Source organism: Pseudomonas sp. Root71, assembly GCF_001429045.1.
GTDB lineage: Bacteria > Pseudomonadota > Gammaproteobacteria > Pseudomonadales > Pseudomonadaceae > Aquipseudomonas > Aquipseudomonas monachiensis.
Genome location: NZ_LMHY01000025.1, coordinates 303059 through 328377, shown reverse-complemented (window position 1 = coordinate 328377; position 25319 = coordinate 303059). Strand labels below are relative to the sequence as shown.

The window sequence follows — 25319 nt, the reverse complement described above, 5'->3', positions numbered from 1 at the left end:
ATCAAAAGATCGCAGCCTTCGGCAGCTCCTACAGGGGGTTGTGTCTGGTCTAGGAACCCTTGCTGCCCTTTTCATTGGCCGGGTCGTAGACCTTGGTCAGGTCACCGCCGAGGCGGAAGGACTTGAACGGTTGCATCTTGTGCTTCTTCGCCAGCACCTCGGGCGAGCAGGTGTAGAGCGAACAGAACGGTTCGAGCCAGGCAAATTTCGAGTCGACCTTCAGGTCGGTCATGTCCTGTTCCTTGCCGTTCTTTTCCTCGAACTCATCCGGGTCTTTCACCCCGGACAGCACCCGGTCACCCAGGCGTTTGAGTGCGCCATTGTTTTCCTGACGCAAGTCCACACCGTTGACCTGAGCGAAACTGGCGATCATCGCCAGCGGCGGCAGGGCGTAGTTGTGGTAAGCCAGGGCCCGTTGCTGACGCTTGAGTTCGTTGGGCAGGTAGCCGTCGGCGTCGACCTGGTTGGCGCCGACCTTGTATTCCTTCACTGCCCAGTCGAACAGGTCGCGACGGTTGGTGGCGACGGAGGTGGCCATCACCGACCAGGCGGCCCAGTACGAGTGGTTGTTGGTCTGGTCGAGCGGCAGGTTGTCCCAGTCGCTGACCACCTGGTCGGCCATCTTGCTGAACCAGGCTTCGATCAACTGCGCTTGCTGTTGATGGGTGGCCAGCGGGCGGGAGTCGGAAAACTTCAGGCGGATGTATGCCGAAGCCATGCTGCCCAGCGCCCATTTGCGCATCGACTTGCCGGTGTGGTTGAAGTCCTTGGACATCAAGGCATCGGCCTGGGCCCAGGTCGTCAGCCAGTTCAGCATGCAGTCAAGCTGTTCCGGGCGACCGTCACGCATGAACTGCATCACGTGCTTGCTGATGCCGCGCTCGATCTTGGTGATGTCGGCGGTGCTTTCGCGGAAGGCTTTTTCCGACTGCTCGTTCAGGGTCGCGCGGGCCTTGTCCGAACCTTCGTACTTGCTGCGAAATTGCAACGAGCCGGTGTACGGCGTCGGCACCGCATCGCAGCCTTCGCTCTTGTCGCCCGTCTTGAATTTATCCACAGGCGCCAAATAGCCCTGGGGTGGACGCAGTGGCGCAGCCGCTTGCGTGGCCCCGGCGAACATCGCCAGGCTCAAGAGCGTCGGTGCCAACAGAGTTGAAAATTTCGGATAGCGCATAGCAGACCTCATTGCCCGACCGAAGCAGTACGCTGTTCGGCGCCCGGGAATACGTTGCGTTTGCAGATTTTCGCTTCGACTTTCTGTGGCGCGGCACCCGCTTGTTCCGGGCCCTGGACTTCAACGGCCAGCAGGTTCTGCGAGGCCCAGTCTTCGTCCGTGCGCAACTCGAAGGCGAAACGCCCGTCGGTGTCGGAGGTTTCCGGTTTGTCGATCTTAATGTCCTCGTGGCGACCGTTCATGTACCAGAGGGTGGCTTGCAGGGTTTTCACCGACGTGTCGGCGAAGCGAATGTCGACCTGGTGGCTACCGTTGCGCAGGTCCATGTTCTTGCTGTTGACCATCAACTCGTTTTTGCCCGGCTTGAGCGTGGCGCTGCCGGACATCTGTGCATCCTTGCCTTCGCAACCGTTGTCCAGCAGCGCCATCATCTGGCGGTAGATGGTTTCCTGGTCGAGGCGGTACAGCGGCGAGAATTCCCAGATGAGAATCTTCGGCGGGTTCTTCTGGAACTCGTCGCTGCCCAGATACTGCAGCATCGAACCTTCCAGGCCGCCGCCGGGGAACGCTACGTTGAGGATGTCGGCGCCGATGGCCTCTTCGAGGAAACCGGCGAAGTTGTAGTTCTTGCCGCTGTGGGAGGTACCCACGAGGGTGATTTGCGGATTGCCGGAATCGCCGAACAGATCGCCATCGCCCGCTTCGCCCTTCGGCTCGGTGGTGAACTGATCCATGTACTGGATCGCGTAGCTGGTGCCACAGAGTTGACCGGCCATGTTGTGCAATGTTCCGGTCTTGCCCATGCGACCCGATTTTTTGGTCTCGAATTCGCGCTTGGGAATGTCGGCGAACTCAGGCAATTGCTTGACCTTCTCGGCGACGATTTTCGCCGTGCGCTGGGCGCCGTACGGGGTCCAGTGCTGGTCGCCACGGAAGTAGAAATCGTGTGCGGGCAGGGTGTCGGGCAACGACTCGTTGGTCAGTGGCGACAGGTCCGGAACGACGTAGCCCATCTGCGCGAAACGACCGAGCATGGACTTGTAGTTTCTCAGCGCCTTGTCGAAGTCGAAGCTGGCCTTCTCCGCCGGGTTGAGCTTGTTGCGGTTCACCAGGCCACGGGTCGGCTGGTACACGACAACCAGTTCCACGCCTTTGCTCTTGAACGCATCGTGCAGTTGTTTCATGCGTTTGTAGCCGGCGGGCGTGGTGTCGAATTCGGTGCGCAAGTCTTCTTGCGTACGGAACAGCCAGTCACCCTGGGCCTGCACCAGCGTGGTGAAGTTCTGCTGATAACGGGTGGTGTAGTTCTTCGGGTCGTGGGCGGCCGGGCACAGGCTGCAGCACGGTTCGGCAGTGAATTTTGGAGCCTGGACTTCATCGGCACGCGCGCCGCCGCTGGCCGCGAGAATGCCGGCGGTCAGGGCCGAAAGGCTGAGTAGTTTGATCAAGTGTGGGTGCATAAGATTATCCTCAGTCCCGCATTTCGGTCTGGCGTTCGACGGGGTCGATCAGCACGGCTTTCTGCTGGCGCACCAGCAGGTCGAGAATTTCATCCTGGCGCTCGCCAAGAATGCCGGTGAAGCTGATGCCGCTGGATTTGGTCGGTGCGAGCATGGACACGCGATACAACTCGACACTCAGCGGCGAGTCGATGGACAACGGTCCGCTGCCGTTTGCCGCCAGCTCACCGCCGACCACGATCAGCGACACCTGGGCGTCGAACGGGTCGAGCTTGATGTCACGGTCGGTGTTGCTCAGGTCCTTGATGTGCCCGTAGACACCGGTCAGGCCGTTGGCCATGGAGACGTTTTCGTACAGGCGAATGTTCACGCTGTTACGAATGCGGATGCCGTGGCGGCGGTTGCTGACGACTTTGTTGCCCCACAGCAGGTTGTCGGCACTCTCGTAGAGGGTGATGCCGTCGGTGTGGTTCTGGTAGATCTCATTGTGGGCAATCAGGTTGTTGACGCTGTTACGGTCGATCACCAGGCCCGACAGCTTGTTGTCATAGCTGCGATTGTTGAAGATGAAGCTGTCGTTGACCTCACGGGAAATAATGATCCCGTGCTTCTTCTTGGTCCCGTACACCGTGTTGTCGGCAATGATCAGACCGTGGGAACGGTCGTGCGGATCGATGCCGTAGACGATGTTGTCTTTGTAGGTGTTGCCCTTGACCACGAAGTCGCGAGTCTCATAGCAGTAGAAGCCGTACCACATGTCCGAGAACTCGGAGCCGACGATCCAGCCGGTCGGCTCAGGGCGCTTGAGCACCTTGGCCATGTTCGGCGTGTACTGGGAAATACTCACGCCGTAGGACTTACTGTTGGCATAGCCGAAACTGGCGATCTTGCTGTTGGCGATGTAGGTCTCGGTACCACCCCAGGACAGCAGGAACGGACGGAACTCCTTCGGCGAAGTGAACGTCGCCGGGCCGTTGTCCTTCTCGCGCCAGCCGGTGATTTTGGTGTCGCGCACGAACAACTGGCCGTCGTTGACCAGGAACGCACCGGCCTCCTGGGACAGGCGCAGTTCCTGGGTCTGCTTGTCGATTTCCAGGATGCCGTGACGACCGACCACGATCGGCAACTTCGCCAGGTACACACCCGGCGAGGTTTCACTGAAGTACTGCTTGGGGACCTTTTTCGCCAGGTCCTTGAGGTTCATGTAGCCATCGTCGACGAAGATCGCCTGGGGAATGCCGTGCTGACGCACCACCCACTCGGCCATCTTGTTGTCGCCACCGATGAAGTCCTTCAGGGCGTCTTCCTGCATCATCCGGCGCAGGCTGATCTTGCCCGGTTTGCTGCGCATGATCTTCGCGGCGATGGCTTCGGCTGTGTAGCCGGAAACGTCCGGCAGTTTCGGCTTGGCCAGTTCCAGCGGCGCGGTCGGTGCGCTGCTGACGGTGTAGGTCTTGGCCTGTTGCAGTTCCTTGGCCGTGGTTACCGGCTTGGCCGGTTCCACATTGGCCGGCGCCACATTGGCGAAGCCAGTCGCACTGGCCAGCAGCATCGCGCCGGCCAACAGGCTGATCGAGCCTTTTCGGGCTGGATGATTCATCTGGGAGACTCCCTTCGCGGTTTGCATCAGAAGCGCCAGATCACGTCGATGAACGCACGGTGCATGTACGAATCGACTTCCTTGCCGTACGCATCGCCTGGCTTGAACACGCCGCCACGGAAGCGCACCAGGGCCGAAGGCTCATCGATCGCCTGACTCATCGACGCCGGCAACAAGCCTTGCTTGAAGTACTTGGTGACCACCAGATCCATTTCCTGACCGAGGTCTTTCTCGCCATCGTTCAGTGGCAGCGAAGTACTGGAGAGGATCGCGCCGGTCACATCGTCGGTGTTGTTCTCGACGGCGTTGATGCCATTGCTGCCGACCGGCTTGTTGCCGTCGACACGCCAGAACTTGTGGTAGATCAGGCTGGCGTCGTATTCGTCGTTGAGCATCCACGAACCGAACAGGGTGGCGCTCTGCATGTTGTTCATTTCGCCACGGAAGGCCTCGCCGAAACGGTGCACGCGCGAGCGGGTGCCGGTGTAGTTCGAGCGGTTACTTTCCAGACCGTTCTGTTCGTAGTCGGCGCTGGCGCGGGCATAGGCGGCACCGACTTGCCATTGCGGATCGAGGCGCAAACGCACGCCGACATCGGTGGCCCAGCCGTTGAGGTCTTCACCGCGCTTGGCTTCAGTTGGCGGCGTGCCGTCGGCGTTCAGCGGGTTGACCTTGTCGATGTCGCCGCTCATGCCGGTGATGCTGCCCCAGTAATTGACGGTGTTGGTGTTGCGCCAGTTGTAGGCGTCGCTGTCGGCGGTCAGGCCGAGCCAGCTGATGTCACCGTTCTGTTTCTTGTCCAGCGAATCGGTCGGTACACCCGGCTCCGGGTAATCGAGCTTGCCGTTGTCATGGGTGTGATGACCGCGAATGCCGACCCAGTTGCCCGGTGTCCACTGGTACGCGGCATCGGCGTAGGCGTGCAGGCGATCCTTGTCTTGTGGCGACAATTCCTTGAGGTCGGTGCGGTACTCGCTGAAGCGTTCGGCGATACCGACGTTGGCGCGCAGCAGGGTCGTGTCGAAGGTCCAGTTCAGGGCTTCGATGTTGGTGTCGCGCCATTGGCCGTCGTCATTGCGCAGGCGCTGGCGACCGAACTTCAGGATCTCGCCGGGGTAGGGCGTGAAGCCGCTGTAGCCGACCCAGAACTCACGCATGGCCAGGTAGTTTTTCTTGGTCTCGCGATCACCGTTGTCGGTGTTCTCGGCGCCATCGGATTGTTGCAGGGTGTCGGTCTCGATGATGTCAGTGGACGTCACCGCCTGACCCATGGCGTAGGCGCTCCACGCGCCGCTTTCGCCGTAGACCCACGGACGCAGGTCGAGGCCGACGCCATTGACGTCGCCGCCGGGAGCGGTGCCGAGGTCGCGGTCATCTTCGGACTGGCCGGTGATTTTCACGTCCAGGCCGAAGTTCTTGGTTTCTTCAGTCATCGCAGCAAGCGTCGGGCAAGACCAGATCAGCGCGAATGTCAGGCCAATACCGGCCTTCATGAATGGATTCAACTTCATTGGGATTCCTCGCCATCTTCTTCTTGCAGGGCATGCATTTCCGGCGTGTTCGGGCTCAGGGCACCGCGCACGGCCTGTTCTTGTTTCAACAGGCGTTGGGCTTCGGCCAACCGGTCGGGCGGCAATTGCGTTTGGATTGTTTGCGCAAGCTCGGTGGCTTGCGGAGTGTTCTGGGCCAGGGCCAGTTGGCTGAAGACGTAGGCGTTCAGCGGATCAGGCTTGGTGCCCTTGCCTTGGGAAAACAATTGGGCAATGGCGAAGTCGGCGCTGTTCTGGCCGTTGCGCGCAGCGGTCAACAAATGGTCGAGAGCCTTCTGCGGGTAGACCTTGCCCAGGTAGCCACGGCGATAGATCTGGCCGAGGTAGTAATCGGCAGCGACTTCACGGCCGACGGCTTTCTGGAAATGCGCTTCGGCGACCTTGGCGTCGGCCGGCACCAGTTTGCCTTCGAAGTAGAGCTTGCCCAGCAACAGTTCGGCGCGAGGCTGGTCGGCGGCGCGGCCGTTGTCCAGGTACTTCATCATCTGGTCGACGTCGCCCAGTTCCGGGAAGTCGTAGAGCAATTGCGCGAGGCTGACCCACGATGCCGGGTAGCCCGGTGCGATCGGTTCGAGCAGCGACTGCGCGGTTTTCTCGTCGGTCTTGCCCAGGGAGGCATCGGCGAGCACGCGGGCGACGCTGTCGACGCGCTGCGCCGAAACGGTGCCTTGGGCATGAGCCGCTTGCATCTGCTTGATCAGCTCGGCCTGTTGCTCTGGCTTGGCCTGTTTCTGATAGACCGTGGCCAGTTCGACGTAGCAGATATCGCTGATGTTGAGCGCGGCCTTGCAGATTTTTTCCACGTCATCCAGATGCTGGTCGTAGGTACCCTGGGTGCGATAGAGCAGCACTTGCGCCAGACCCGCTTCCGGTTTGTTCTCGGCACGCCATTGGCTGATCTGCTGCTGGGCGTTCACGTTGGGAAAGCTGTGCGGGTATTGCAGGTACAGCATCGCCAACGGGATCAGCGTATTGCCTTCGCCTGCCGCAGCGGCTTTTTTCAACAGGGTTTCGGCTTCGTGTTGTTCCGCTTCGGTGGAACCGGGCTTGGCCACCAGCAGACGACCGAGGCGTGCCTGGGCGCGCGGCGAAACGCTGGCTGCGGCGCGGTAAGTCGCCTCGGCCTGTTTCATCTGCGCCGGGTCACGGCTGTCGACCTGGATATCGGCCAGGCCGACCTGGGCTTCGCTGTAGCCCAGGTCTGCCAGTTGCCGGTAGTTCGCCGCGGCAGTGGTGGTGTCACCGCGCTTTAGCGCTTCGTTGGCCAGGCGCTGGTCGGGCAGGCCGGCGCAACCGGCGAGGCTCACCGCCAATGCAACGGCACACAGAGAGCCCATGTGGGAGCGGGCTTGCTCGCGAAGCAGGCGACTCGGTGCATCAGACAGACCGCGTCGATCCCATCGCGAGCAAGCTCGCTCCCACAGGGTCGGCGGCGTGTTGAGGGTTGGAGTAGTCACAGGCATGTCCTCGACTTAAAGACCGACAGCCATGGCTTTGTCGATCAGCCAGTTCAGGTTCGGGCCACGGTCGCTGTTCACTTCCACCGGGCGGCCGGCGAGGGAGCTGTCCAGGGTTTCGTCCGGCTGGATCAGCACGCGGATGTCCGAAGACAGATCGGCGCTTTTCAGGCTGGTGCTGCTGACGATCTTGCCGGTGCGGCTCTTGTCCTCGCCGGCGATCTGGAAGCGTACCGAAGTACCCGGGCGCACGTCGCCGAACTGGCGATAGGAGAAGCGCGCTTCAACATTGGCTTCGCCGCCCCGCGGGACCAGTTGGAAGATCACGTCGCCCTTGCTGGCGTACTGACCGTTGGCGACCATTTGCTGGGCCACGGTGCAGTCGCAAGGCGAGGTCAGGGTGCCGGTCATCTGCTTGCCGAACAGTTCTTCAACCTTGGCCGGTTGCAGTTGGTCTTCGTCCAGATGGCCCTTGAGCACGTCGAGCATGCTGGTGCTGAAGGTTGCCAGCGGTGCGCCCTTGGCGGCCACGCCGTCGGCTTTCACCAGACTCTGCACGGTGCCGTCGCGGGGCATGGTGATGTTCACGCCCGGCACGCTGACCAGGCCGGCCTGGGCATGGCTGACGAAGTACATGCCGTACACCGACTTGAAGACAAAGCCGAATGCAGCCACGCCGACAACGAAGATCCCCAGGCTGAAGGTCACGGCTTTCAGGCGGCCGAACGCGGACATGCCGTGGCCGCCGTCCTTCGTCTTGCGTGCCTTGGTGAAGTTGTCGCGCTGCAGGGTCGCCAGCATTTCACCTACGCTGACGATGTCGCCCGCCAGGTGCGAAGTGATCAGGTGGCGCAGGGTCGAGATGTCCCGTGGTTCCAGGTTCTGGAACTGGCAGCCGGCGCGTCCGGTCTCGCGGTCGAAGGAGCGGACCTGCAACTCGACGTCCATGGCCAGGCCGAGGTTGTCGATGACGAATTGCAGGCGGGCCTTGTACACGTCACCCACCTTCAGCGGCAACTGACCGGCGTTGAATGCCAGGCCACCGGCGGACAGGTCGATCACCCGGGCTTCGACCGGCGTCCGGTCAGGGCCGAAGAAACGCAACTTGGCCGGGATTTTCACTCGGGCGTGTTGGCGCTGGGCTTCGGATTCGTGCACTACGTTGGCGTTGACGGCGGTATTCATAGGGGGCGTTTTCCTAGTTAATTCAGGCGAGTTCGGTCAGACCATCAACAGCAGCACGGCGACAAAAATGCTGCCGGCAGAGAAGGTCATGGTCCGAGACGACCAGGTGTTGAACCAACGTTGAAAGCTGGCGAGATCACGGGTCAGGGAAGTGGGTTGGCGAGTCCAGGACTGTTGGTCGAGGCGGAAGAACACGTAGATCTTCACCAGCGCGCCGACTATCTGGTTGTAATAGAGAATTGCCGGGTAGGCCGGGCCGATCCGGTGTCCGGAGCACGACAGCAACAAGGTCAGGATGAACCGGGTGATGCCGATCCACAGCAGGTACACCAGGATGAACGCGGTGCCGTACTTGAAGCTGGCGATCAACGCCACGGTCAGGCCCAGCAGCGAGGTCCACATCGACACGCGCTGGTCGAACAGCACCACCGAAGTGAACACGCCAAGGCGTTTGACCCCCAGGCCCAGGGCACGGGAGTTCTGCCGCAGGTTGTTGCCGTACCAGCGGAACATCAGTTTGCGGCTGGCCTTGATGAAGCTCTTTTCCGGCGGGTGTTCAACGGTGTTGATCGCCGCGTCGGGCACGTAGAACGTGTCGTAGCCCAGGCGCATCAGGCTGAACCAGCTCGACTTGTCATCGCCGGTAAGGAACTTGAAGCGGCCCAGGCGCCAGTGTTGCAGCGAGTCGCTTTCCACGTCGGCGATGAAGTCCGGGTTGGTGACCACGGTGGCGCGGAACACCGACATGCGGCCGGTCATGGTCAGCACGCGCTTGGACAAGGCCATCGAGCACATGTTGATGTGGCGCTGGGCGAAACGCAGCTTGTGCCATTCGCTCATGATGTAGCCGCCGCGCACTTCGCAGAATTCGTTGGTGGTCAGGCCACCGACGTTGCCGAACAGCTGGAACCACGGCACGGTCTTGAGCACCACGCCTTCGGCCAGCACGGTGTCACCATCGATGACAGCGACCACGGCGCGATCATCCGGCAGGTGCCGGGAGATGGCGCGGAAGCCGTAGGCCAGGCCATCGCGTTTGCCGGTGCCGGGAATGCGCACGAAGTCGAGCTTGACCCGGGACGGCGGGTTCATCCGGTTCCACAGGCTTTTGACCAGCAGCTCATCGGACATTTCCACGATGGAGCAGACCACGGTGGTCGGCAGGCCGCAGTCGATGGCTTCGCGGATCACCGAGCTGTAGACCTGCGCGGTGGTCAGGGCATCGATGCGGAAACTGGTGACCATCAGGAACACGTGGGACGGGTCAGCCGCTTTGCCCAGCTTGCGCACTTTGCGCCGCAGGTACGGGTAGACGATGTACAGAAAAATCATGCCGCGCACAAAGTGAGTGGCACCCATCGAGTAGCGCCAGATACCCACGGCGCCAATCAGGAAAATGAAGTCCTTCGACTCGGAGTCGAACGTGGACACGGGCAACGCCATGGCGAGACCCATCAGTAAACTCAGGTAGAACAGCCAACCGGCGGCCTGGAGTAGGCCGTGCTTTAGCCTGTGCATAATCTGCATCCGTCTCGATCTCGGGCGAGCCTTTGGGGTGGCCCGATGGGGTTAAGGCAGGCCTGTGAAAACTGGCGGCACCCGCTCTGGATGACGCCAGAATCCCTGTAGGAGCTGGCGAAGCCTGCGATCTTTTGATCTTCAGCAATCACGCCGGCGCCAAAAGATCGCAGCCTGCGGCAGCTCCTACAGATACCGCGTTACCAGCAGATGCCTTCGGCCCGGCTATTGGTGCTGGTGGCCTTGGACATGAAGCCCACCAGGTCGATCACCTGCTTGCCGTGTGGAACGTCCTGCACCAGGGCGCGGAATTTCTCGTCACGGTTGCCGAGGATGATCACGTCGGAGTTGTTGATCACCGCGTCGAAGTCGGAGTTGAGCAAGGACGAGACGTGAGGGATCTTCGACTCGATGTAGTCCTTGTTCGCACCGTGAACGCGGGCGTACTCGACGTTGCTGTCGTAGATGCTCAGGTCGTAGCCCTTGCCGATCAGCATTTCCGCCAGGTCGACCAGCGGGCTTTCGCGCAGGTCGTCGGTGCCGGCCTTGAAGCTCAGACCCAGCAGGGCGACTTTGCGTTTGTCGTGGCTGGAAACGATGTCGAAAGCGTTCTGCACCTGGGATTCGTTGCTGCGCATCAGCGAGTTGAGCAACGGCGCTTCCACGTCCAGGGAACCGGCGCGGTAGGTCAGGGCACGCACGTCTTTTGGCAGGCACGAGCCGCCGAAGGCGAAACCTGGGCGCATGTAGTACTGGGACAGGTTGAGGGTCTTGTCCTGGCAGACCACGTCCATCACTTCGCGACCGTCGACGCCGACCGCCTTGGCGATGTTGCCGATTTCGTTGGCGAAGGTGACCTTGGTGGCGTGCCACACGTTGCAGGTGTACTTGATCATCTCGGCGACCGCGATGTCCTTGCGGATGATCGGTGCGTCGAGCTCTTCGTACAGCGATTGCAGGACGTCGCCGGACGCCTTGTCGAATTCGCCGATGACGGTCATTGGCGGCTGGTCGTAGTCGGCGATGGCGGTGCTTTCGCGCAGGAACTCAGGGTTCACGGCCACGCCGAAATCAACACCGGCCTTCTTGCCGGAGCAGTCTTCGAGAATCGGGATGACCACGTTGGCCACGGTGCCCGGCAGCACGGTGCTGCGCACGACGATGGTGTGGCGGGTGGTCTTGTCGCGCAGGACAAAACCGATTTCGCGGCATACGGCCTCGATGTAGTTCAGTTCCAGGTCGCCGTTCTTCTTGCTCGGCGTGCCCACGCAGATCATCGACAGGTCGGTGTCGCGAATCGCCTCGGCGAAGTTGGTGGTGCCACGCAGACGACCTGTCTGGATGCCTTGGGCCAGAAGTTCACCCAGGCCCGGTTCAACGATCGGCGATTTGCCGGCATTGATCATATCGATCTTGTCTTTGGCCACATCGACGCCAACGACGTCATGGCCCCGTGCAGACAGGCAACCGGCACATACTGCGCCGACGTAACCCAAACCAAAAATGCTGATGCGCATCGCAATTACCTCTCTGTTATCAAGCCTGTATACATCAAGCCATTAGATGGCCGGAGTTAATGGTGTTCAGCGTGTTTTAGTGCACTCGCAAGTGTGCCTTACAGGCACGACAATGCCCTGTGCTGGCATATAAGTTACGAGTGTCTAAATAAGTGCACTCAAAGTGTGCGCAACTAGGCCTTGTTGTTATGATTTGCCCTGTTATGCAGCCGATCCTCCTGTCGGAAGGATGCGGGTGCAACGGCCTTGTACGCTTGATGTCAGGCCGAAAGCCCGTGGATCAAGCGGTTGGGTGCTCGGGTGAGCACGTTTATATGGGGCGCTGTCGTGGCCTTGTAGGGGATAGTCATACCGCGTTATCTCCTGTCCGATTGCTGTTGTCCAAATCAGTGATTAGTCAGCGCAAGTTAGTGTTTCAACTTCGCAACATGAATCGCTTATCTGCGTAAGTTATCTCGTACACGCTCGGCGAGAATCGTTACCGGTGGTATGAGCGGCGCGTTTGGACATAGTTCCAGTCCGCTCATCGCGAAATCTGAAATTTCTTGAAATATTGTGAAAGATGGCACTGCTCTCAAATTGATAGCACTTGCCGTTTCGCCCTTTATATATAGGCGGTTCATTGGCTGGGATATTTTTGTGCCACCACTGTTAAAAAAAGTCAGTGCCACTACGCAAAAAAATGATTGAAGTCGAGTGAAACTAAAGTTAGAAAATCGGGTGGTGTTTTTCTGGCGCCATGAAAATGGCGAAAAGGCGGGGAAGGCTGAAGTGAGTCGAGGGTCGGCGCACGAGCGGGTGTGAAGGTCGTGCGCCGACCGGATGCATCACTCTGGTGCGTGATCGCGCAGAAACACCAGATTGTCCGGCTTGGACTGTTCGGCGCTGTAGCGATAGCCTTGAACGTCGAATTGCTTGAGGGTGGCCGGGTCATTGATGCGTTCTTCGATGACGAAGCGGCTCATCAAGCCGCGGGCCTTTTTCGCGTAGAAGCTGATGATCTTGTACTGGCCGTTCTTCAGGTCCTTGAATTCGGTATTGATGATGCGCGCGTTCAAGGCGTTGCGCTTGACCGCCGAGAAGTACTCGTTGGACGCCAGGTTGAGCAGCACGTCATCGCCCTGATCGACCAGGGCTTCGTTCAGCCATTCGCTGATGCGCGAGCCCCAGAAGGCATACAGATCCTTGCCTCGGGCGTTGGCCAGCCTGGTGCCCATTTCCAGTCGATAGGGTTGCATCAGGTCCAGCGGGCGCAGCAGGCCATAGAGGCCCGAGAGCATGCGCAGGTGTTTTTGGGCGTAGTCGAAATCGGCTTCGCTGAGGGTTTGCGCATTCATGCCGGTGTACACATCGCCCTTGAAGGCCAGCAACGCCTGCTTGGCGTTTTCCGGGGTGAACGCGGGCGTCCAGCTGCCGAAACGCGCGGCGTTGAGCCCGCCGATCTTGTCGGAGACGTGCATCAACTCGCTGATTTGCGCGGGTGTCAGCTCGCGCAATTGCAGGATCAACTCCTGGGAGTGGTCCAGGTACTGCGGCTGGGTGAAGCGCTGGGTCGCCGGCGGTGTTTCATAGTCGAGGGTCTTGGCGGGTGAAATCACCATCAGCATGAAGTCGTCTCCTTTAATCGTGGCGGCGATTCTAGGGGGTTGTTCGTGTTGACTCCAGCTATGAGCGTGATAGGTGATCGGTGGTGTCATGGGACAAGATCGCAGCCTCGCTTCGCTCGACAACTCCTACGGGACCGGGTTGGCTCAAAAATGGAATCGGATCGCGTAGGAGCTGCCGTAGGCTGCGATCTTTTGATCTTCCCGGGATATAGTGCCGCGCGGGTTTTGTTATGGAGACATCCCATTGCGTATCGCTTTTCTCATCTCGATCTGGCTACTGAGCTTTGGCGCCGTCGCGGCACCGGGTGATGTGGCGACGCTCGATCGCAGCACCTGGCCGGAAAAACTCGGTAATCCGACGCTGTTCGACGTGGCGTCCAGAGCCGAGATCCTCATGTTTTCCAGCGTCCTGTTGGCCAGCGAGGCGCTGGATGAACCCGGCCTGGCCCAGCGCCTGGGCCTGCGCACGATCAATCTGGAGTCGGTCAACCGGGTTCGCCAGCGCATGTGGCAACGGCTGCTGGCCAACTACAACTTCGCCCAGCAGAGCTGCGACCAGGATGCCTCCTTCTGTTTCCTGGTCGAAGACATGCCCACCTTGCGCGAGCAGGCTGCCAGGTTCCAGGTCGGCGCAGACAGCTACTACATCAAGTGGGCCGAGCCGAGCCGCGTGTTCCATACCCAATACCTGGACGAACAGTTGCGCAAGGCCGCGCTGTTTCCGCAGAGCAGCAGCGAAGTCGATCATTTTGGCGACTATGAGCGCAGTGGCGACGGGATGCATGACCGGCTGTTTCTGCTGACCTTCGACAGCGCCGCCAACGCCGCGCCGGATAACACCGCCTGGGTCGCCGAGTACCTGCGCAAGTCGAACCTGAGCGGGACATTCTTCGTCCTCGGCAAGGACATCCAGGCGCGTTTGGCCGACGCTTCGGTGAGCAACCTGCAAGAGACCTACTCGAGCCAATGCATCGGCGTACAAGGCTGGGAGTTCCGTTCCCACAGCCACTGGCAGGACTGGCAGGACTCTGTGCGCCGCAGCGCCGAACTGGTCAAGAGCAAGCTGCCGGAGAACTACGTGCCCCTGTTCCGTCCGCCCGATGGCCAGCGCCGTTCCGATGCTGAAGGCTTCTTCAAGACTCAGGGTCTGCAGGTGGCGCTGTGGGACATCGACGCCCAGGACGGTGCCGGCAAACTCAAGGGCAACCCGAGTGCGCAACGGGTGCTGACCCTGATGCTGCTGTGGCGGCACGGGGTGATCAATTTCAATGTGAAACAGGATGCAGTGAAAACGGCATTGCCGTGGCTGGTCACGCAAACGGCGCCTGTCGGGATCGGCTGGGAGGATTGCCAGGATGCGTTTCGCTGAAAACGACAAAGCCCCGTAAACATTGGGTTTATGGCGATTTTGGAAGGGGATTCGTTGCAGGTGGACTTCCGACTGTAAACGGGTGATGGCAGTCCGCCAAGTGCTATTGGTCAATCTGCAAAATAAACTTCAAAAAAGCGTCAAAGTACTTTTTTCTGTCACACGTTTTGGAGTATTACGAAGACAGACCGCCGAAACCTGCAACACAGGTGGCGTCTTCCAAGACCCCGCATGTATGCAGAACACTTGAGTCCCCGCAGGTGTATTCGGCAGTCACTTCGAGGCGCAGCACCGTCAAGGTATTGCGTCGAATGGCTCCCACAAAGGTGACCGAGTATGGATGATCACGGACGTAGCTCTTCTTCCAACCAGCCAATCCTTTATGTACTCGATACCAACGTATTGATTCACGATCCAAACGCGCTGCTTAACTTCGAAGAACACCACGTCGCGATCCCGATGACCGTGCTTGAAGAGCTCGACAAGCTCAAGAGCGGGCATCACAGCGTAGCCGCCGAATGCCGCCAGGCCATCCGCCTGATCGACAAGACTCTGGGCGATGCCTCACCCGAGGATGTCGAGCAGGGTGTGCCGATCCAGCGTGGCAAAAGCGGACCCAAGGGTTTGCTGTCAATTCTGATGAGCAAGCATGCCGAGCCGAACCTGATTCTGCCCGAGCATCTGAACGACAACAAAATCATCAACCAGCTGATCGACCTGCACGCGCGCGACCCGAAGAAGCCCGTGGTTCTGGTCACCAAAGACATCAACATGCGCCTCAAGGCGCGCGCCTGCGGGATCGCGGCCGAGGACTACAGCACCGACCAACTGGTCGACGACGTGTCCTTGCTGCCCAACGGCTACCACAACATGACCGGCTCTTTCTGGGACCGCGTGAGCAAGGTCGAAACCCGTCAGGACCACGGCCGCACCTGGCATCAGGTGCAATTGATCGACAACCTGCCGGCGGTGCACATCAACGAGTTCATCATTGATGAACAGGGCTTTGTCGGCTGGATCAAGGAGATTGAAGAAGACCGCTTGCTGATCCTCGACCTGCACCAGGAACCGCTGCTGCACCAGGAAGCCTGGGGGCTCAAGCCGCGTGATATCTATCAGAGCCTGGCGCTGTACGCCTTGCTCGATCCGGACATCCACCTGGTCAACCTGTCGGGTGCCGCGGGCTCGGGTAAAACCATCCTGGCGCTGGCCGCTGCGATCGAGCAGACCATGGTCAGCAAGCGTTATCGGCGCATTATCGCCACCCGCAGTGTGCAGGGCCTGGACCAGGAAATCGGTTTCCTGCCCGGCACTGAAGCGGAAAAAATGGAGCCGTGGCTGGGCGCCATCACCGACAACCTCGAAGCCTTGCACATGGATGACGAAAGCACCCATGGCAGCGTTGACTACATCCTCAGCAAAGTGCCGTTGCAGTTCAAATCCCTCAACTACATCCGGGGCCGCAGCTTCCAGCAGAGCCTGATCCTGATCGACGAATGCCAGAACCTCACGCCGCACCAGATGAAAACCATCATCACCCGTGCCGGTGCCGGTTCCAAAGTGGTGTGCCTGGGCAACCTGGCGCAGATCGACACCCCATACCTGTCCGCGACCAGCTCCGGGCTGACCTATCTCACTGAACGCTTCAAGGACTTCCCGAACGGGGTGCACATCACCCTGCAAGGGGTACCACGCTCGATCCTGGCCGAATACGCCGAATCGCATTTGTAATCGCTTCATCGAAACCGGGCGGCCGCGAGGTCGCCCGGTTTTTTTGTACGCCACGTAAAGGCCCGTGCCTCAGGGCAGACCCAATACCGATGAATGTGTTTCTGCAAAGCCTGGGGCCGAAAGCAGTCTTGTTTACAGAGATTGCGAAAAATAGCCCTTGAGGGTTTCCGTAAGAATTGATTGAGCGTTCAATACCTCTTGGGTCGGCTCAGGCTGTGAGCTACTAAACTTTTTTCGCATCCAGCTGAAAAAGAAGGGGCCATCAATAATACGTTCATTGTGTTCCGCCAAATATAACTGGGTCACGGAGGCATACCTGGGGAAAACATGAAAATGTAGCTCATGATTGAGCTCGGAAATACGCATTATGTATATTTTCTCAGGAGAAAATAGAGTATTTAAAGCTCGCTCCGTAAATGCCAAGCCTTTCATCAGTTCAGCACTTTCAGCCGGATTTAGTTCTGCGAGTCTTGATATGTCCCGCTTAAGAGAAATAATCATGTAGCCAGGGATGTCGCAGTCCCGGCAGTGAGAGATTACGATGTGTTTTCCTGAGTGAATTGTCCGCGCTGACATGACTGGCCTCCCGTGTGCCACCATGGTTGAAGTGTAGGACCTGCCCCGTTGAGCTGCTGCCGGAGGTCAGTAGAAAAAACCTAATGCGATACCTCAGTGCTGAAATTTTTAAGATCGTTAGCTTTGCTGGTCATTTTTTCTCGAATTAACAAATCGGTCTAATATTTAGTTGTAGGAAGTTTCATGGCGGCCATGAGTGCGTACTTACGGAAAATTCTCACGTCGAAATTTGTTATAAAATAATCAGTAACTTATCGGCTGGCGCACCCATTAAAATTGATCAGTGATGTCAGGAAAAGCGAATTTTCAGTAGGCTTTTGTTACATTTCTTTCTGTTGTTTGGTATGACTTTAATTTGTGTTTTTAAAACTTAATAAGGAATCGCATCTGAAACTGTCCACCGAGTCCGTGTGTATGAAGAACCTGTGGGAGCGAGCTTGCTCGCGATGACGGTGTGTCAGTCGACATCTCGGGTTAATGACAGGCCACTATCGTCGGAACGCCGCCCGGAGCAAGCTCGCTCCCACATTGGTTTGTGGTGTGCCGATAATCAAGCGTGCGAAAAATTGACCCGCAGGTTTACAATCGACGCTCCTGATCAGGAGTAATCCCGTGCTGACTCATCTCGATTCCCAAGGTCGCGCCAACATGGTCGACGTCACTGAAAAAGCCGTGACGTTCCGTGAGGCGACCGCTCAAGCGCTGGTGCGCATGCTGCCCGAAACCCTGCAGATGATCGTCAGCGGCGGCCACCCCAAGGGTGATGTGTTTGCCGTGGCGCGCATTGCCGGCATTCAGGCGGCGAAGAAAACCAGTGATCTGATTCCCCTGTGCCATCCGCTGATGCTCACCGGCGTCAAGGTCGAGCTCAGTGCCGAAGGCGACGATTCGGTGCGTATAGTGGCGCGCTGCAAGCTGTCCGGGCAGACCGGCGTTGAAATGGAGGCCCTGACCGCCGCCAGCGTCGCCGCGCTGACGATCTACGACATGTGCAAGGCCGTGGACCGTGGCATGACCATCGAAAGCGTGCGTCTACTGGAGAAGGTCGGCGGCAAGAGCGGACATTTCCAGGCGGAGCAGTCATGAACGTTACCGTGAAGTTTTTCGCCCGTTATCGTGAAGCGTTGGGTCTGGACTCGGTGAAAGTGGAAGGCAACTTCGCCACCGTCGACGACGTCCGCGCGCTGTTGGCCCAACGTGATGGTGCCGAGGTGTTGAGCGAGCAAAACCTGATGTGCGCCCGCAACGAAGACCTGTGCCAGCTCGACGAGCCGATCAGTGAGGGCGATGAAGTGGCGTTCTTTCCGACTGTGACCGGAGGCTGAGCCATGGCGATTCGCGTGCAGTCCACCGCGTTCGACCCGGGTGCCGAAGTCAATGCCATGCACGATGCCAATGTCGGCGTGGGTGCGGTGGTGAGTTTTGTCGGCTACGTACGCGACTTCAATGACGGCCTCGATGTGGCCGGGATGTTCCTCGAACACTATCCGGGCATGACTGAAAAGGCCCTCGGAAAGATCGCCATCGAGGCCGAGCAGCGATGGCCGTTGCTCAAGCTGGAAGTGCTGCACCGCATCGGCGCCCTGGAGCCGGGCGAGCCGATTGTCTTCGTTGGCGCGGCCAGCGCCCATCGTCAGGCGGCATTCGACGCCTGCGCCTTTGTCATGGACTACCTGAAAACCCGTGCGCCGTTCTGGAAGAAAGAAATCACCAGTGACGGGCCGCGTTGGGTCGAGGGGCGTGACAGTGATCATGCGGCGGCGGATCGCTGGAAGCAGTAATTTCTGCGGCGTTCTCTAGTCAGCCATCGCGAGCAAGCTCGCTCCCACAGTGGATCTGGTTGAACACAAATTTTGTGTACGACACAGAACCCTGTGGGAGCGGGCTTGGTCCGGTCGGCGTTCCGACGAAGGGGCCATCTGACTCACCCAATACCTTGCAGAACCACCACCCGACTATCGGCCGGATCGGGCTGCATTTGCCTCATTGACGATTTATACATAAAAGTCCAGTATGGAATTATAAGTACAAAAAAAGGTTTCCACCCGTTTCAGCTTTTTCTTCTGTCTTGCCAAACCAACAACAACCGCGAGAAAACGAACATGAAGAAGTTCCCCCTCATCACCGGTCTGGCCCTGAGCCTGTTGGCGTGCAGCTCTGTGTTCGCCGCCGAGAAAACCTTGCGCATCGGTATCGAAGCGGCGTATCCACCGTTCGCCTCGAAAACCGACAAAGGCGAAATCGTCGGTTTCGACTATGACATCGGCAATGCCCTGTGCGCGCAGATGAAGGTCAAGTGTGTGTGGGTCGAAGGCGAGTTCGACGGTCTGATTCCTTCCCTGAAGGTGAAGAAAATCGACATGGCGCTGTCGTCCATGACCATCAATGAAGACCGCAAGAAGTCGGTGGACTTCACCCACAAGTACTATTTCACTTCGTCGCGCCTGGTGATGAAGGATGGCGCGGTGGTGGATGACCAGTACGCCAGCCTCAAGGGTAAGACCGTCGGCGTGCAGCGCGCCACCACGACCGACCGTTACGCCACCGAGGTGTTCGAGCCAAAGGGCATCAACGTCAAGCGCTACAGCAACAACGAAGAAATCTACATGGACCTGGCAGCCGGTCGCCTCGATGCGATTTTTGCCGACACCATTCCACTCAATGACTTCCTGTCGATGCCGCGCGGCAAGGGTTACGCCTTTGCCGGGCCGGAGCTGAAAGATCCGAAATATGTGGGCGAAGGTGCCGGGATTGCCGTGCGCAAGGGCAATACCGAACTGGTCAGCGAGCTGAACACGGCCATTGATGGCATTCGTGCCAGTGGTGAGTACCAGAAGATTTCGGACAAGTATTTCAAGTCCGACATTTACGGCGATTGATCAAAAAGATCGCAGCCTGCGGCAGCTCCTACAGGGGAATGCGTTTCACTGTAGGAGCTGCCGCAGGCGGCGATCTTTTGATTTTCAGCCCTTCAATTCCTTCAAATGCTTGTACACCGTCGCCCGGCCCATGTTCAGCACATTGGCCACGTAGTTCGAGGCGCTTTTGCCCTTGAACGCGCCTTCGGCGTGCAATGCCAGCACCAGTTCGCGCTTGTGGTCGCGAGTCAGCAGATTCAGGCTCAACTGCCGCTCGCGCAGCCAGGCGTGGAGGAAGGTGTTGATCCGCTCCTGCCAGTCATCGCGAAACAGCGCATCCGGTTGCGGGATCAGCTTGGTCGGCGACAGGAACAGGTCCAGGGCGGCCTTGGCATTTTCGAACAACGAAATATTCAGGTTGATGCACAGCACCGCCTGTGGACGACCTTCACTGTCCCGAAGCACCGTGCTGAGGCTGCGAATCTTCTGACCATCCCAGTTGAGCTTTTCGTACGGCCCGATGTTTCGTTCGCTGACATCGTCGCTGAGCATGTCTTCCAGCGCCGAGTCGTCGCCGATTTCCCGCTTGGACAGGTTGTTGGCGATGTAGTCGACCTTTTGCGTGCGCAAGTCGTGCAGCACCACTTCGGCGTGGGGGAAAAACAACGTGGCGATGGCGTCGGCAATCGCGTGGAAGTTATCCAGGGATGTGTCGTCCAGGGCCGAGTCTTTTTCGGGAGCGTTCATACAGTGGAACTCCAGGCAGCGTCAGCGCCCCATCAAAGGGGCGCTGAAAGTGTGCCGTAATCGTGTGGGCACGTCACCTGAGGATCAGGATCCGCCGAGGCGGGCAGGGGAGAGCATTTCGGCATTCAGCCCGAAATGGCCGAGCGACTCGGGCAACGCGGCACCGCGCACCAGTGCCGCGCTGGCCTGGCCCATGGCCGGTGAGGTCTGGATGCCATAACCGCCTTGTGCCGCGACCCAGAACAGCCCCGGTACCTGTGGATCGAAGCCGGACAGCAAGTCGCCGTCGCTGACGAAGCTGCGCAGGCCGGCCCAGGTGCGGGTCGGGCGGCGAATGGTCAGGGTCGTGGCTTCTTCGATCTGGTAGATGCCCATGGCAATGTCCAGCTCTTCGGGCTGCACATCGTGGGGTTCCACCGGGTCGGCGTTGGCCGGTGAACCGAGGAACATCCCGGCATCGGGTTTCATGTAGAAGGATTCGTCGAGGCTGACCAGCATCGGCCAATGGTGGATGTCCACGCCTTCGGGACCGGCGAAGATGAACGCGGCCCGGCGTTTGGGTTGCAGGCCCAGGGGATTGGCGCCAGCCAGTTCGCCGACCTTGTCGGCCCAGGCGCCGGCGGCGTTGATGATGACCGGTGCGCTGAAGGTCTGGCTGCCGGTCTGGACGTGCCATGTACCCTGGCTGTCGCGGCTCAGGCTGACGACTTCGCTGTCGGTGTGCACTTCGCCCTGGTTGCGGCGGATGCCGCGCAAATAGCCCTGGTGCAGGGCGTCGGTGTCGATGTCGCTGGCGGTCGGGTCGTAGATGGCGCCGTGGACCTTTTCCCGGCGCAGGATCGGCACCAGCGCGCAGGCCGCGTCGGCGTCGAGCAACTGCATCTCCGGCACCGTGGTTTTTGCGCTCTGGTATTGCCTGTTCAGCTCGTCCGGGTCACCGGTCAAGTCCACGGTCATTTCGCCGCGCGGGGTCAGCAGCGGGTGTTCGCAGAAACCACTGGGCGGGTTGTCGAAAAAGTCCCGGCTGGCCAGGGTCAACGCCCGCACTTGCGGGGTGCCGTAGGCAGCGGTGAACAGCGCCGCCGAACGGCCGGTGGAGTGATAGGCCGGATGGGATTCGCGTTCGAGCACGATCACGCGGCCGTGCTGCGACAGCCAGAAACCCGTGGAAGCACCGGCAATCCCGCCGCCGATGATGATGAAATCTGCCTGGCTCATGAACGTCTCCTGTTGGGGCGTAAATGCCGGATTTATGGTGATCTCTTGTAGGAGCTGACGAGTGAAACGAGGCTGCGATCTTTTCAAAAGCAAAGTCAAAAGATCGCAGCCTTCGGCAGCTCCTACAGGATGAATTTGGTGTCAGTGCGTGAGGCGATAGATCGCGTTGGCCAGCGCAATGTCTTCCAGGCCCAGGCCGATGGAGCGGAAAAACACATGGCGATCGTAATCAGGGCGCAGGACTTTTCCGCTGAGCAGGTCGGGCAGGTCGCCGACAATCGCGCCCTTGTCCCAGTCGTGCCGTTCGACGGCGATCAGCATTTCGCCGGCCGAGCCCGGGGTGGTCAGGCGATAGTCGCAGAACACCTGCATGTCGTTGAGGCTTTGCGGCGGCACTTCATGGGCGCGCGGCGCATTGGTGCTGATGGAGGTGATCAACGCCGGTTTGCGCAAGCTCGACGGATCGATCACCGGACCGGCGGACGAGGTGCAGAGCATGATCACGTCGGCGTCCTGAACGGCAGCTTCGCGACTGTCGACGATGTTCAGGCGTGGCTCGATGTTTTTCAGCCGGCGCACGGTTTCGGCGTCTTCGCTCACGCTCGGCGAGTACAGGCTGATGCTCTGCCAGTCGCGCAGGCCTTTCACGTAATGCAGGTGCGCCTGGGCCACTTTGCCGCTGCCAATAATGGCAAGGCGATTGGCTGTGAGTGGTGCGAGGGCATCGACCGCGACGGCGGTGGTCGCCGCGGTGCGCGCGGTGGTCAGTTCGCCGGCATCGCACAGCAGCAGCGGCTGGCCGGTCTGCATCGACATCAACAACGTCCACGCCGTCACCAGCGGCCCCTGCTCACGGACGATGTACGGCGACGTCTTGATCCCGTATACGCCTTCTTCGGCAAGCACACCCAAGTAGTTAATGAAGTCGCCGGCGCCCTGTGGAAATTCCACCAGTTGCTGCGCCGGTTGTACGGCTTGCCCGGCGGCCAGGTCGCGGAACAGTTTGCGCAGGATCTGTGGCACATCGACCTGCGCCAGTAGCTCGCGAGCCTGGGCTTGGGGGATCACTTGGGGCGTGCTGGACATGGTCGGCTCCGGAGCTGAGAGTAAACTAATTTGTCTATTATGGACTTTTAGATATCTACAGCAAGCTCCTGTTGAAAAAAAGCCGGACGAAAAAAAAGCGCAGTCCGTTTCCGGCTGCGCTTGTCTTTTCAGCGTCCCTTAATGCGGGCGCTTGCGTTCAACGGCCCGCAACAGATGCGTCGGTGGCGTTTCACAGCTGATCTTGCGCCCCAGCTTTTCCTCGATGGACGGTAGTTGGTAGGAGTCGTCTTCACCGGCAAAGCTGATGGATACACCGTCGGCACCGGCGCGGCCGGTACGACCGATGCGGTGCACGTAGTCGTCCGGCACTTCCGGCAGGGTGAAGTTGATCACGTGGCTGATGCCGTCGATGTGGATGCCGCGACCGGCCACGTCGGTGGCGACCAGTACGCGAATCTTGCCTTCGCGGAAGCCTTCGAGGGTCTTGATGCGCTTGTGCTGCGGCACGTCGCCGGACAGTTGCGCGGCGTTGATACCGTCACGCACCAGGCGTTCTTCGATGCGTCGTACTTCATCCTTGCGGTTGGCGAAGACGATCACCCGCTCCCAACCGTTGTCGTTGACCAGGTTGTAGAGCAGTTTGTATTTGTCGGCACCGGCCACCGCGTAGATGTGCTGCTCGACGTTTTCGTTGGCCACGTTCTGCGACTCGATCTCGACGATCGACGGGTCGGTGGTCCATTGCTTGGCCAGGTTCATCACGTCTTCGGTGAAGGTCGCGGAGAACAGCAGCGTCTGACGCTCGGACTTCGGCGGCGTCTGGCGAATGATCTGGCGCACTTGCGGGATGAAGCCCATGTCGAGCATGCGGTCGGCTTCGTCCAGCACCATCACTTCGACCATGTCCAGGTGCACGTCGCCGCGCTGGTTGAAGTCCAGCAGGCGGCCCGGCGTGGCCACGAGGATGTCGCAGTGGCGGGCCTCGAGGTGCTTGAGCTGTTTGTCGAAGTCCATGCCACCGACGAACGTCATGACGTTGAGGCCGGTGTACTTGGTCAGGTCGGCGGCGTCCTTGGCGATCTGCACTACCAGTTCGCGGGTCGGTGCGATGATCAGTGCCCGTGGCTCACCCATGTAGCGCTCTTTCGGCGGCGGGGTTTGCAGCAACTGGGTGATGATCGAGACCAGGAACGCAGCGGTCTTGCCGGTACCGGTCTGGGCGCGGCCGATGGCGTCTTTGCCCGCGAGGGTGAAGCCCAGTACCTGTGCCTGGATCGGCGTGCAATACGGGAAGCCCAGGTCCTGGATGGCGTGCATCAGTTCCGGGGCGAGTTTGAAATCGTGGAAGCGGGTCTTGCCTTCCTGGGGCTCGACGACGAAGTCTTCGAGTTTCCATGGGATGACCGGTGCCTTTGGCTTGGGTTCGCGGCGCGGTCTGGCGGGTTTTGGCGTTTCGCTGAGCGGCTGTTCCGGGGCTGTTATCGCCGCAGGCAGGTCAGCCATTGCGGTCTTCGGCTCATGCTTGGGTGCCGCCGTGGCGGTGGCTCGTTCAGACTGATTACCGTCGGTGCGGTGGCCGGGAGCGTGAGACGCAGGGCTGGGAACTGGCGCGAGTTGCTCAGTCTCGCTTTTACCGAACATTTTCTTGAGTGCTTTGAGCACGGTCATCTCATCAATTGATTAAGGAATGTACGCCGGGCAGTGTAATGCAAGAATCGGGCGCGGCGTAGTGGGATGGATCAAAGGGTGCTTTTAAACACAAATGCTTAACGCAAGCGCTCGGCGAGCCAGACACCGATGTCGCGAATTTCTTCGGGTAACACTTCGTGACCCATTGGGTATTCCTGCCATGTCACGGTGACACCACGCAGCTTCAAATGCTCGTAGGCGCTGCGCCCCATCGAGTTTTGCACCACATCGTCGTACTGGCCGTGCATCGACAGCACCGGAATCCGCTGCTGGCTGGCGGACAGTTGCAGTTCGTCGCTGAAGGTCGGTGCATAAGTAGAAAGGGCAACGACGCCACCCAACGGACCCTGCCATTTCAGAAATGCGGTGTGTAAAACCACGGCGCCGCCCTGGGAAAAACCTGCCAGGAAGATCCGCGAGGCGTCTATTCCGCTGGCTCGCTGCACTTCTATCAATTCAATGACACGGTTCGCCGACTCTTCCAGTTGCTCGCGGTTGATCGCGCGCGCCGGGCTCATGGCCAGGATGTCGTACCAGCTCGGCATCTCGTAGCCGCCGTTGATAGTGACAGGGCGATGCGGTGCCTGCGGGAGAACGAAGCGGGTACTCAGCAAGGTTTCCTGCAGCGCTTCGGCCACCGGCAGGAAGTCGTAGCGATCGGCGCCCAGGCCGTGCAGCCATATAACGCAGGCGTCTGCGGGCTTTACGGGCTGAAGAATCAAGGGCTCGGTCATGTCTGCTCCAATGTTGTGCGTGCGCGTACATATAAGTGCGTGATCAAAGTGCGCGTCAGGTTGATCCGTTAATAAAGTGTCGCAAGCGTACAAGTTTTGCTATTGACCTGCAGCTGAACCGCTTCGGCGAGCGGTGTGGTACGGGCTTTGCTATGGGGAAACGGTGCAACCCATCTCGCGCCCGGCGGTAACACTATCAGTGTACTGCCGACTGTGGGATAGCAATGAATCCGGTGATGGATGTTCGCCAATGGCCGCTACGGGGCTTCGCGAACGTGAAAG

21 protein-coding genes are annotated in these 25319 nt (G+C 59.5%); 6 read left to right on the top strand and 15 right to left on the bottom strand.

Annotation, left to right across the window (positions count from 1 at the left end; all coding sequences use genetic code 11):
• Positions 1 to 49: 49 nt before the first annotated feature.
• The 9 genes from ASD95_RS17745 to yaaA form a co-directional block, all read right to left on the bottom strand.
• The gene (locus tag ASD95_RS17745; protein WP_056726195.1) at positions 50 to 1174 is read right to left on the bottom strand and encodes a mannuronate-specific alginate lyase; all 1125 of its coding nucleotides are present in this window, start codon (positions 1172 to 1174) and stop codon (positions 50 to 52) included.
• 8 nt (positions 1175 to 1182) lie between these two features.
• On the bottom strand, positions 1183 to 2634 hold the full coding sequence (locus tag ASD95_RS17740; RefSeq protein ID WP_056726194.1) for an alginate O-acetyltransferase: 1452 nt from the start codon (positions 2632 to 2634) through the stop codon (positions 1183 to 1185).
• A 10-nt stretch (positions 2635 to 2644) separates the two neighbouring features.
• On the bottom strand, positions 2645 to 4234 hold the full coding sequence (algG, locus tag ASD95_RS17735) for a mannuronan 5-epimerase AlgG (protein WP_056726193.1): 1590 nt from the start codon (positions 4232 to 4234) through the stop codon (positions 2645 to 2647).
• Between the two features lie 26 nt (positions 4235 to 4260).
• A complete protein-coding gene (locus ASD95_RS17730) occupies positions 4261 to 5745 on the bottom strand; it encodes an alginate export family protein (protein ID WP_056726192.1) in 1485 nt (494 codons plus the stop codon).
• Positions 5742 to 7241, bottom strand: coding sequence for an alginate biosynthesis TPR repeat lipoprotein AlgK (gene algK / locus ASD95_RS17725; RefSeq protein ID WP_082562986.1), 1500 nt, complete (start codon positions 7239 to 7241; stop codon positions 5742 to 5744). The genes ASD95_RS17730 and algK overlap by 4 nt, the downstream gene beginning before the upstream one ends.
• A 15-nt stretch (positions 7242 to 7256) precedes the next feature.
• Positions 7257 to 8426: an alginate biosynthesis protein Alg44 gene (locus ASD95_RS17720; RefSeq protein WP_056726190.1), complete on the bottom strand. Its 1170-nt coding sequence runs from the start codon at positions 8424 to 8426 to the stop codon at positions 7257 to 7259.
• 36 nt (positions 8427 to 8462) lie between these two features.
• On the bottom strand, positions 8463 to 9944 hold the full coding sequence (gene alg8, locus ASD95_RS17715) for a mannuronan synthase (RefSeq protein WP_409078410.1): 1482 nt from the start codon (positions 9942 to 9944) through the stop codon (positions 8463 to 8465).
• A gap of 200 nt (positions 9945 to 10144) precedes the next feature.
• The gene (locus tag ASD95_RS17710; RefSeq protein WP_046041959.1) at positions 10145 to 11461 is read right to left on the bottom strand and encodes a nucleotide sugar dehydrogenase; all 1317 of its coding nucleotides are present in this window, start codon (positions 11459 to 11461) and stop codon (positions 10145 to 10147) included.
• Between the two features lie 827 nt (positions 11462 to 12288).
• The gene (yaaA, locus tag ASD95_RS17705; protein ID WP_056726188.1) at positions 12289 to 13068 is read right to left on the bottom strand and encodes a peroxide stress protein YaaA; all 780 of its coding nucleotides are present in this window, start codon (positions 13066 to 13068) and stop codon (positions 12289 to 12291) included.
• A 244-nt stretch (positions 13069 to 13312) separates the two neighbouring features.
• On the opposite strand from yaaA, the gene ASD95_RS17700 reads away from it, so the two are divergent.
• Together ASD95_RS17700 and ASD95_RS17695 are read left to right on the top strand one after the other, a co-directional pair.
• Positions 13313 to 14437, top strand: coding sequence for a polysaccharide deacetylase family protein (locus ASD95_RS17700; protein WP_056726187.1), 1125 nt, complete (start codon positions 13313 to 13315; stop codon positions 14435 to 14437).
• A 336-nt stretch (positions 14438 to 14773) separates the two neighbouring features.
• The gene (locus ASD95_RS17695) at positions 14774 to 16168 is read left to right on the top strand and encodes a PhoH family protein (protein ID WP_008050144.1); all 1395 of its coding nucleotides are present in this window, start codon (positions 14774 to 14776) and stop codon (positions 16166 to 16168) included.
• Between the two features lie 132 nt (positions 16169 to 16300).
• Here ASD95_RS17695 and ASD95_RS17690 read toward each other — a convergent pair whose 3' ends face one another.
• On the bottom strand, positions 16301 to 16744 hold the full coding sequence (locus ASD95_RS17690; RefSeq protein ID WP_056726186.1) for an HIT family protein: 444 nt from the start codon (positions 16742 to 16744) through the stop codon (positions 16301 to 16303).
• Positions 16745 to 17356: 612 nt separating this feature from the next.
• Here ASD95_RS17690 and moaC point away from each other — a divergent pair.
• The 4 genes from moaC (at position 17357) to ASD95_RS17670 (ending at position 19623) form a co-directional block, all read left to right on the top strand.
• Entirely contained in the window at positions 17357 to 17830 is a 474-nt protein-coding gene (gene moaC / locus ASD95_RS17685; protein WP_056726185.1) for a cyclic pyranopterin monophosphate synthase MoaC, read from the top strand.
• Positions 17827 to 18069 (top strand): molybdopterin converting factor subunit 1, encoded by a 243-nt coding sequence (gene moaD / locus ASD95_RS17680; RefSeq protein ID WP_056726184.1) that lies wholly within the window; start codon positions 17827 to 17829, stop codon positions 18067 to 18069. The genes moaC and moaD overlap by 4 nt, the downstream gene beginning before the upstream one ends.
• A 3-nt stretch (positions 18070 to 18072) precedes the next feature.
• A complete protein-coding gene (gene moaE / locus ASD95_RS17675; RefSeq protein ID WP_046041968.1) occupies positions 18073 to 18525 on the top strand; it encodes a molybdopterin synthase catalytic subunit MoaE in 453 nt (150 codons plus the stop codon).
• A 321-nt stretch (positions 18526 to 18846) separates the two neighbouring features.
• Positions 18847 to 19623 (top strand): ABC transporter substrate-binding protein, encoded by a 777-nt coding sequence (locus tag ASD95_RS17670; protein ID WP_056726183.1) that lies wholly within the window; start codon positions 18847 to 18849, stop codon positions 19621 to 19623.
• Positions 19624 to 19707: 84 nt separating this feature from the next.
• Here the strand turns inward: ASD95_RS17670 and ASD95_RS17665 are convergent, their stop codons facing one another.
• The 5 genes from ASD95_RS17665 to ASD95_RS17645 all read right to left on the bottom strand — a co-directional run bounded on the left by ASD95_RS17665 (position 19708) and on the right by ASD95_RS17645 (position 25037).
• On the bottom strand, positions 19708 to 20349 hold the full coding sequence (locus ASD95_RS17665) for a helix-turn-helix transcriptional regulator (RefSeq protein WP_056726182.1): 642 nt from the start codon (positions 20347 to 20349) through the stop codon (positions 19708 to 19710).
• An 84-nt stretch (positions 20350 to 20433) separates the two neighbouring features.
• Complete coding sequence (locus tag ASD95_RS17660) at positions 20434 to 21567, bottom strand: NAD(P)/FAD-dependent oxidoreductase (RefSeq protein ID WP_056726181.1); 1134 nt, start codon at positions 21565 to 21567, stop codon at positions 20434 to 20436.
• A gap of 141 nt (positions 21568 to 21708) precedes the next feature.
• Positions 21709 to 22653 carry an ornithine cyclodeaminase family protein gene (locus ASD95_RS17655; protein ID WP_056726180.1) on the bottom strand — a complete coding sequence of 315 codons (945 nt, stop codon included), beginning with the start codon at positions 22651 to 22653 and terminating at the stop codon, positions 21709 to 21711.
• 138 nt (positions 22654 to 22791) lie between these two features.
• The gene (rhlB, locus tag ASD95_RS17650; protein ID WP_056726179.1) at positions 22792 to 24282 is read right to left on the bottom strand and encodes an ATP-dependent RNA helicase RhlB; all 1491 of its coding nucleotides are present in this window, start codon (positions 24280 to 24282) and stop codon (positions 22792 to 22794) included.
• Positions 24283 to 24380: 98 nt separating this feature from the next.
• Positions 24381 to 25037 (bottom strand): alpha/beta hydrolase, encoded by a 657-nt coding sequence (locus tag ASD95_RS17645; protein ID WP_056726178.1) that lies wholly within the window; start codon positions 25035 to 25037, stop codon positions 24381 to 24383.
• Positions 25038 to 25319: the final 282 nt, after the last annotated feature.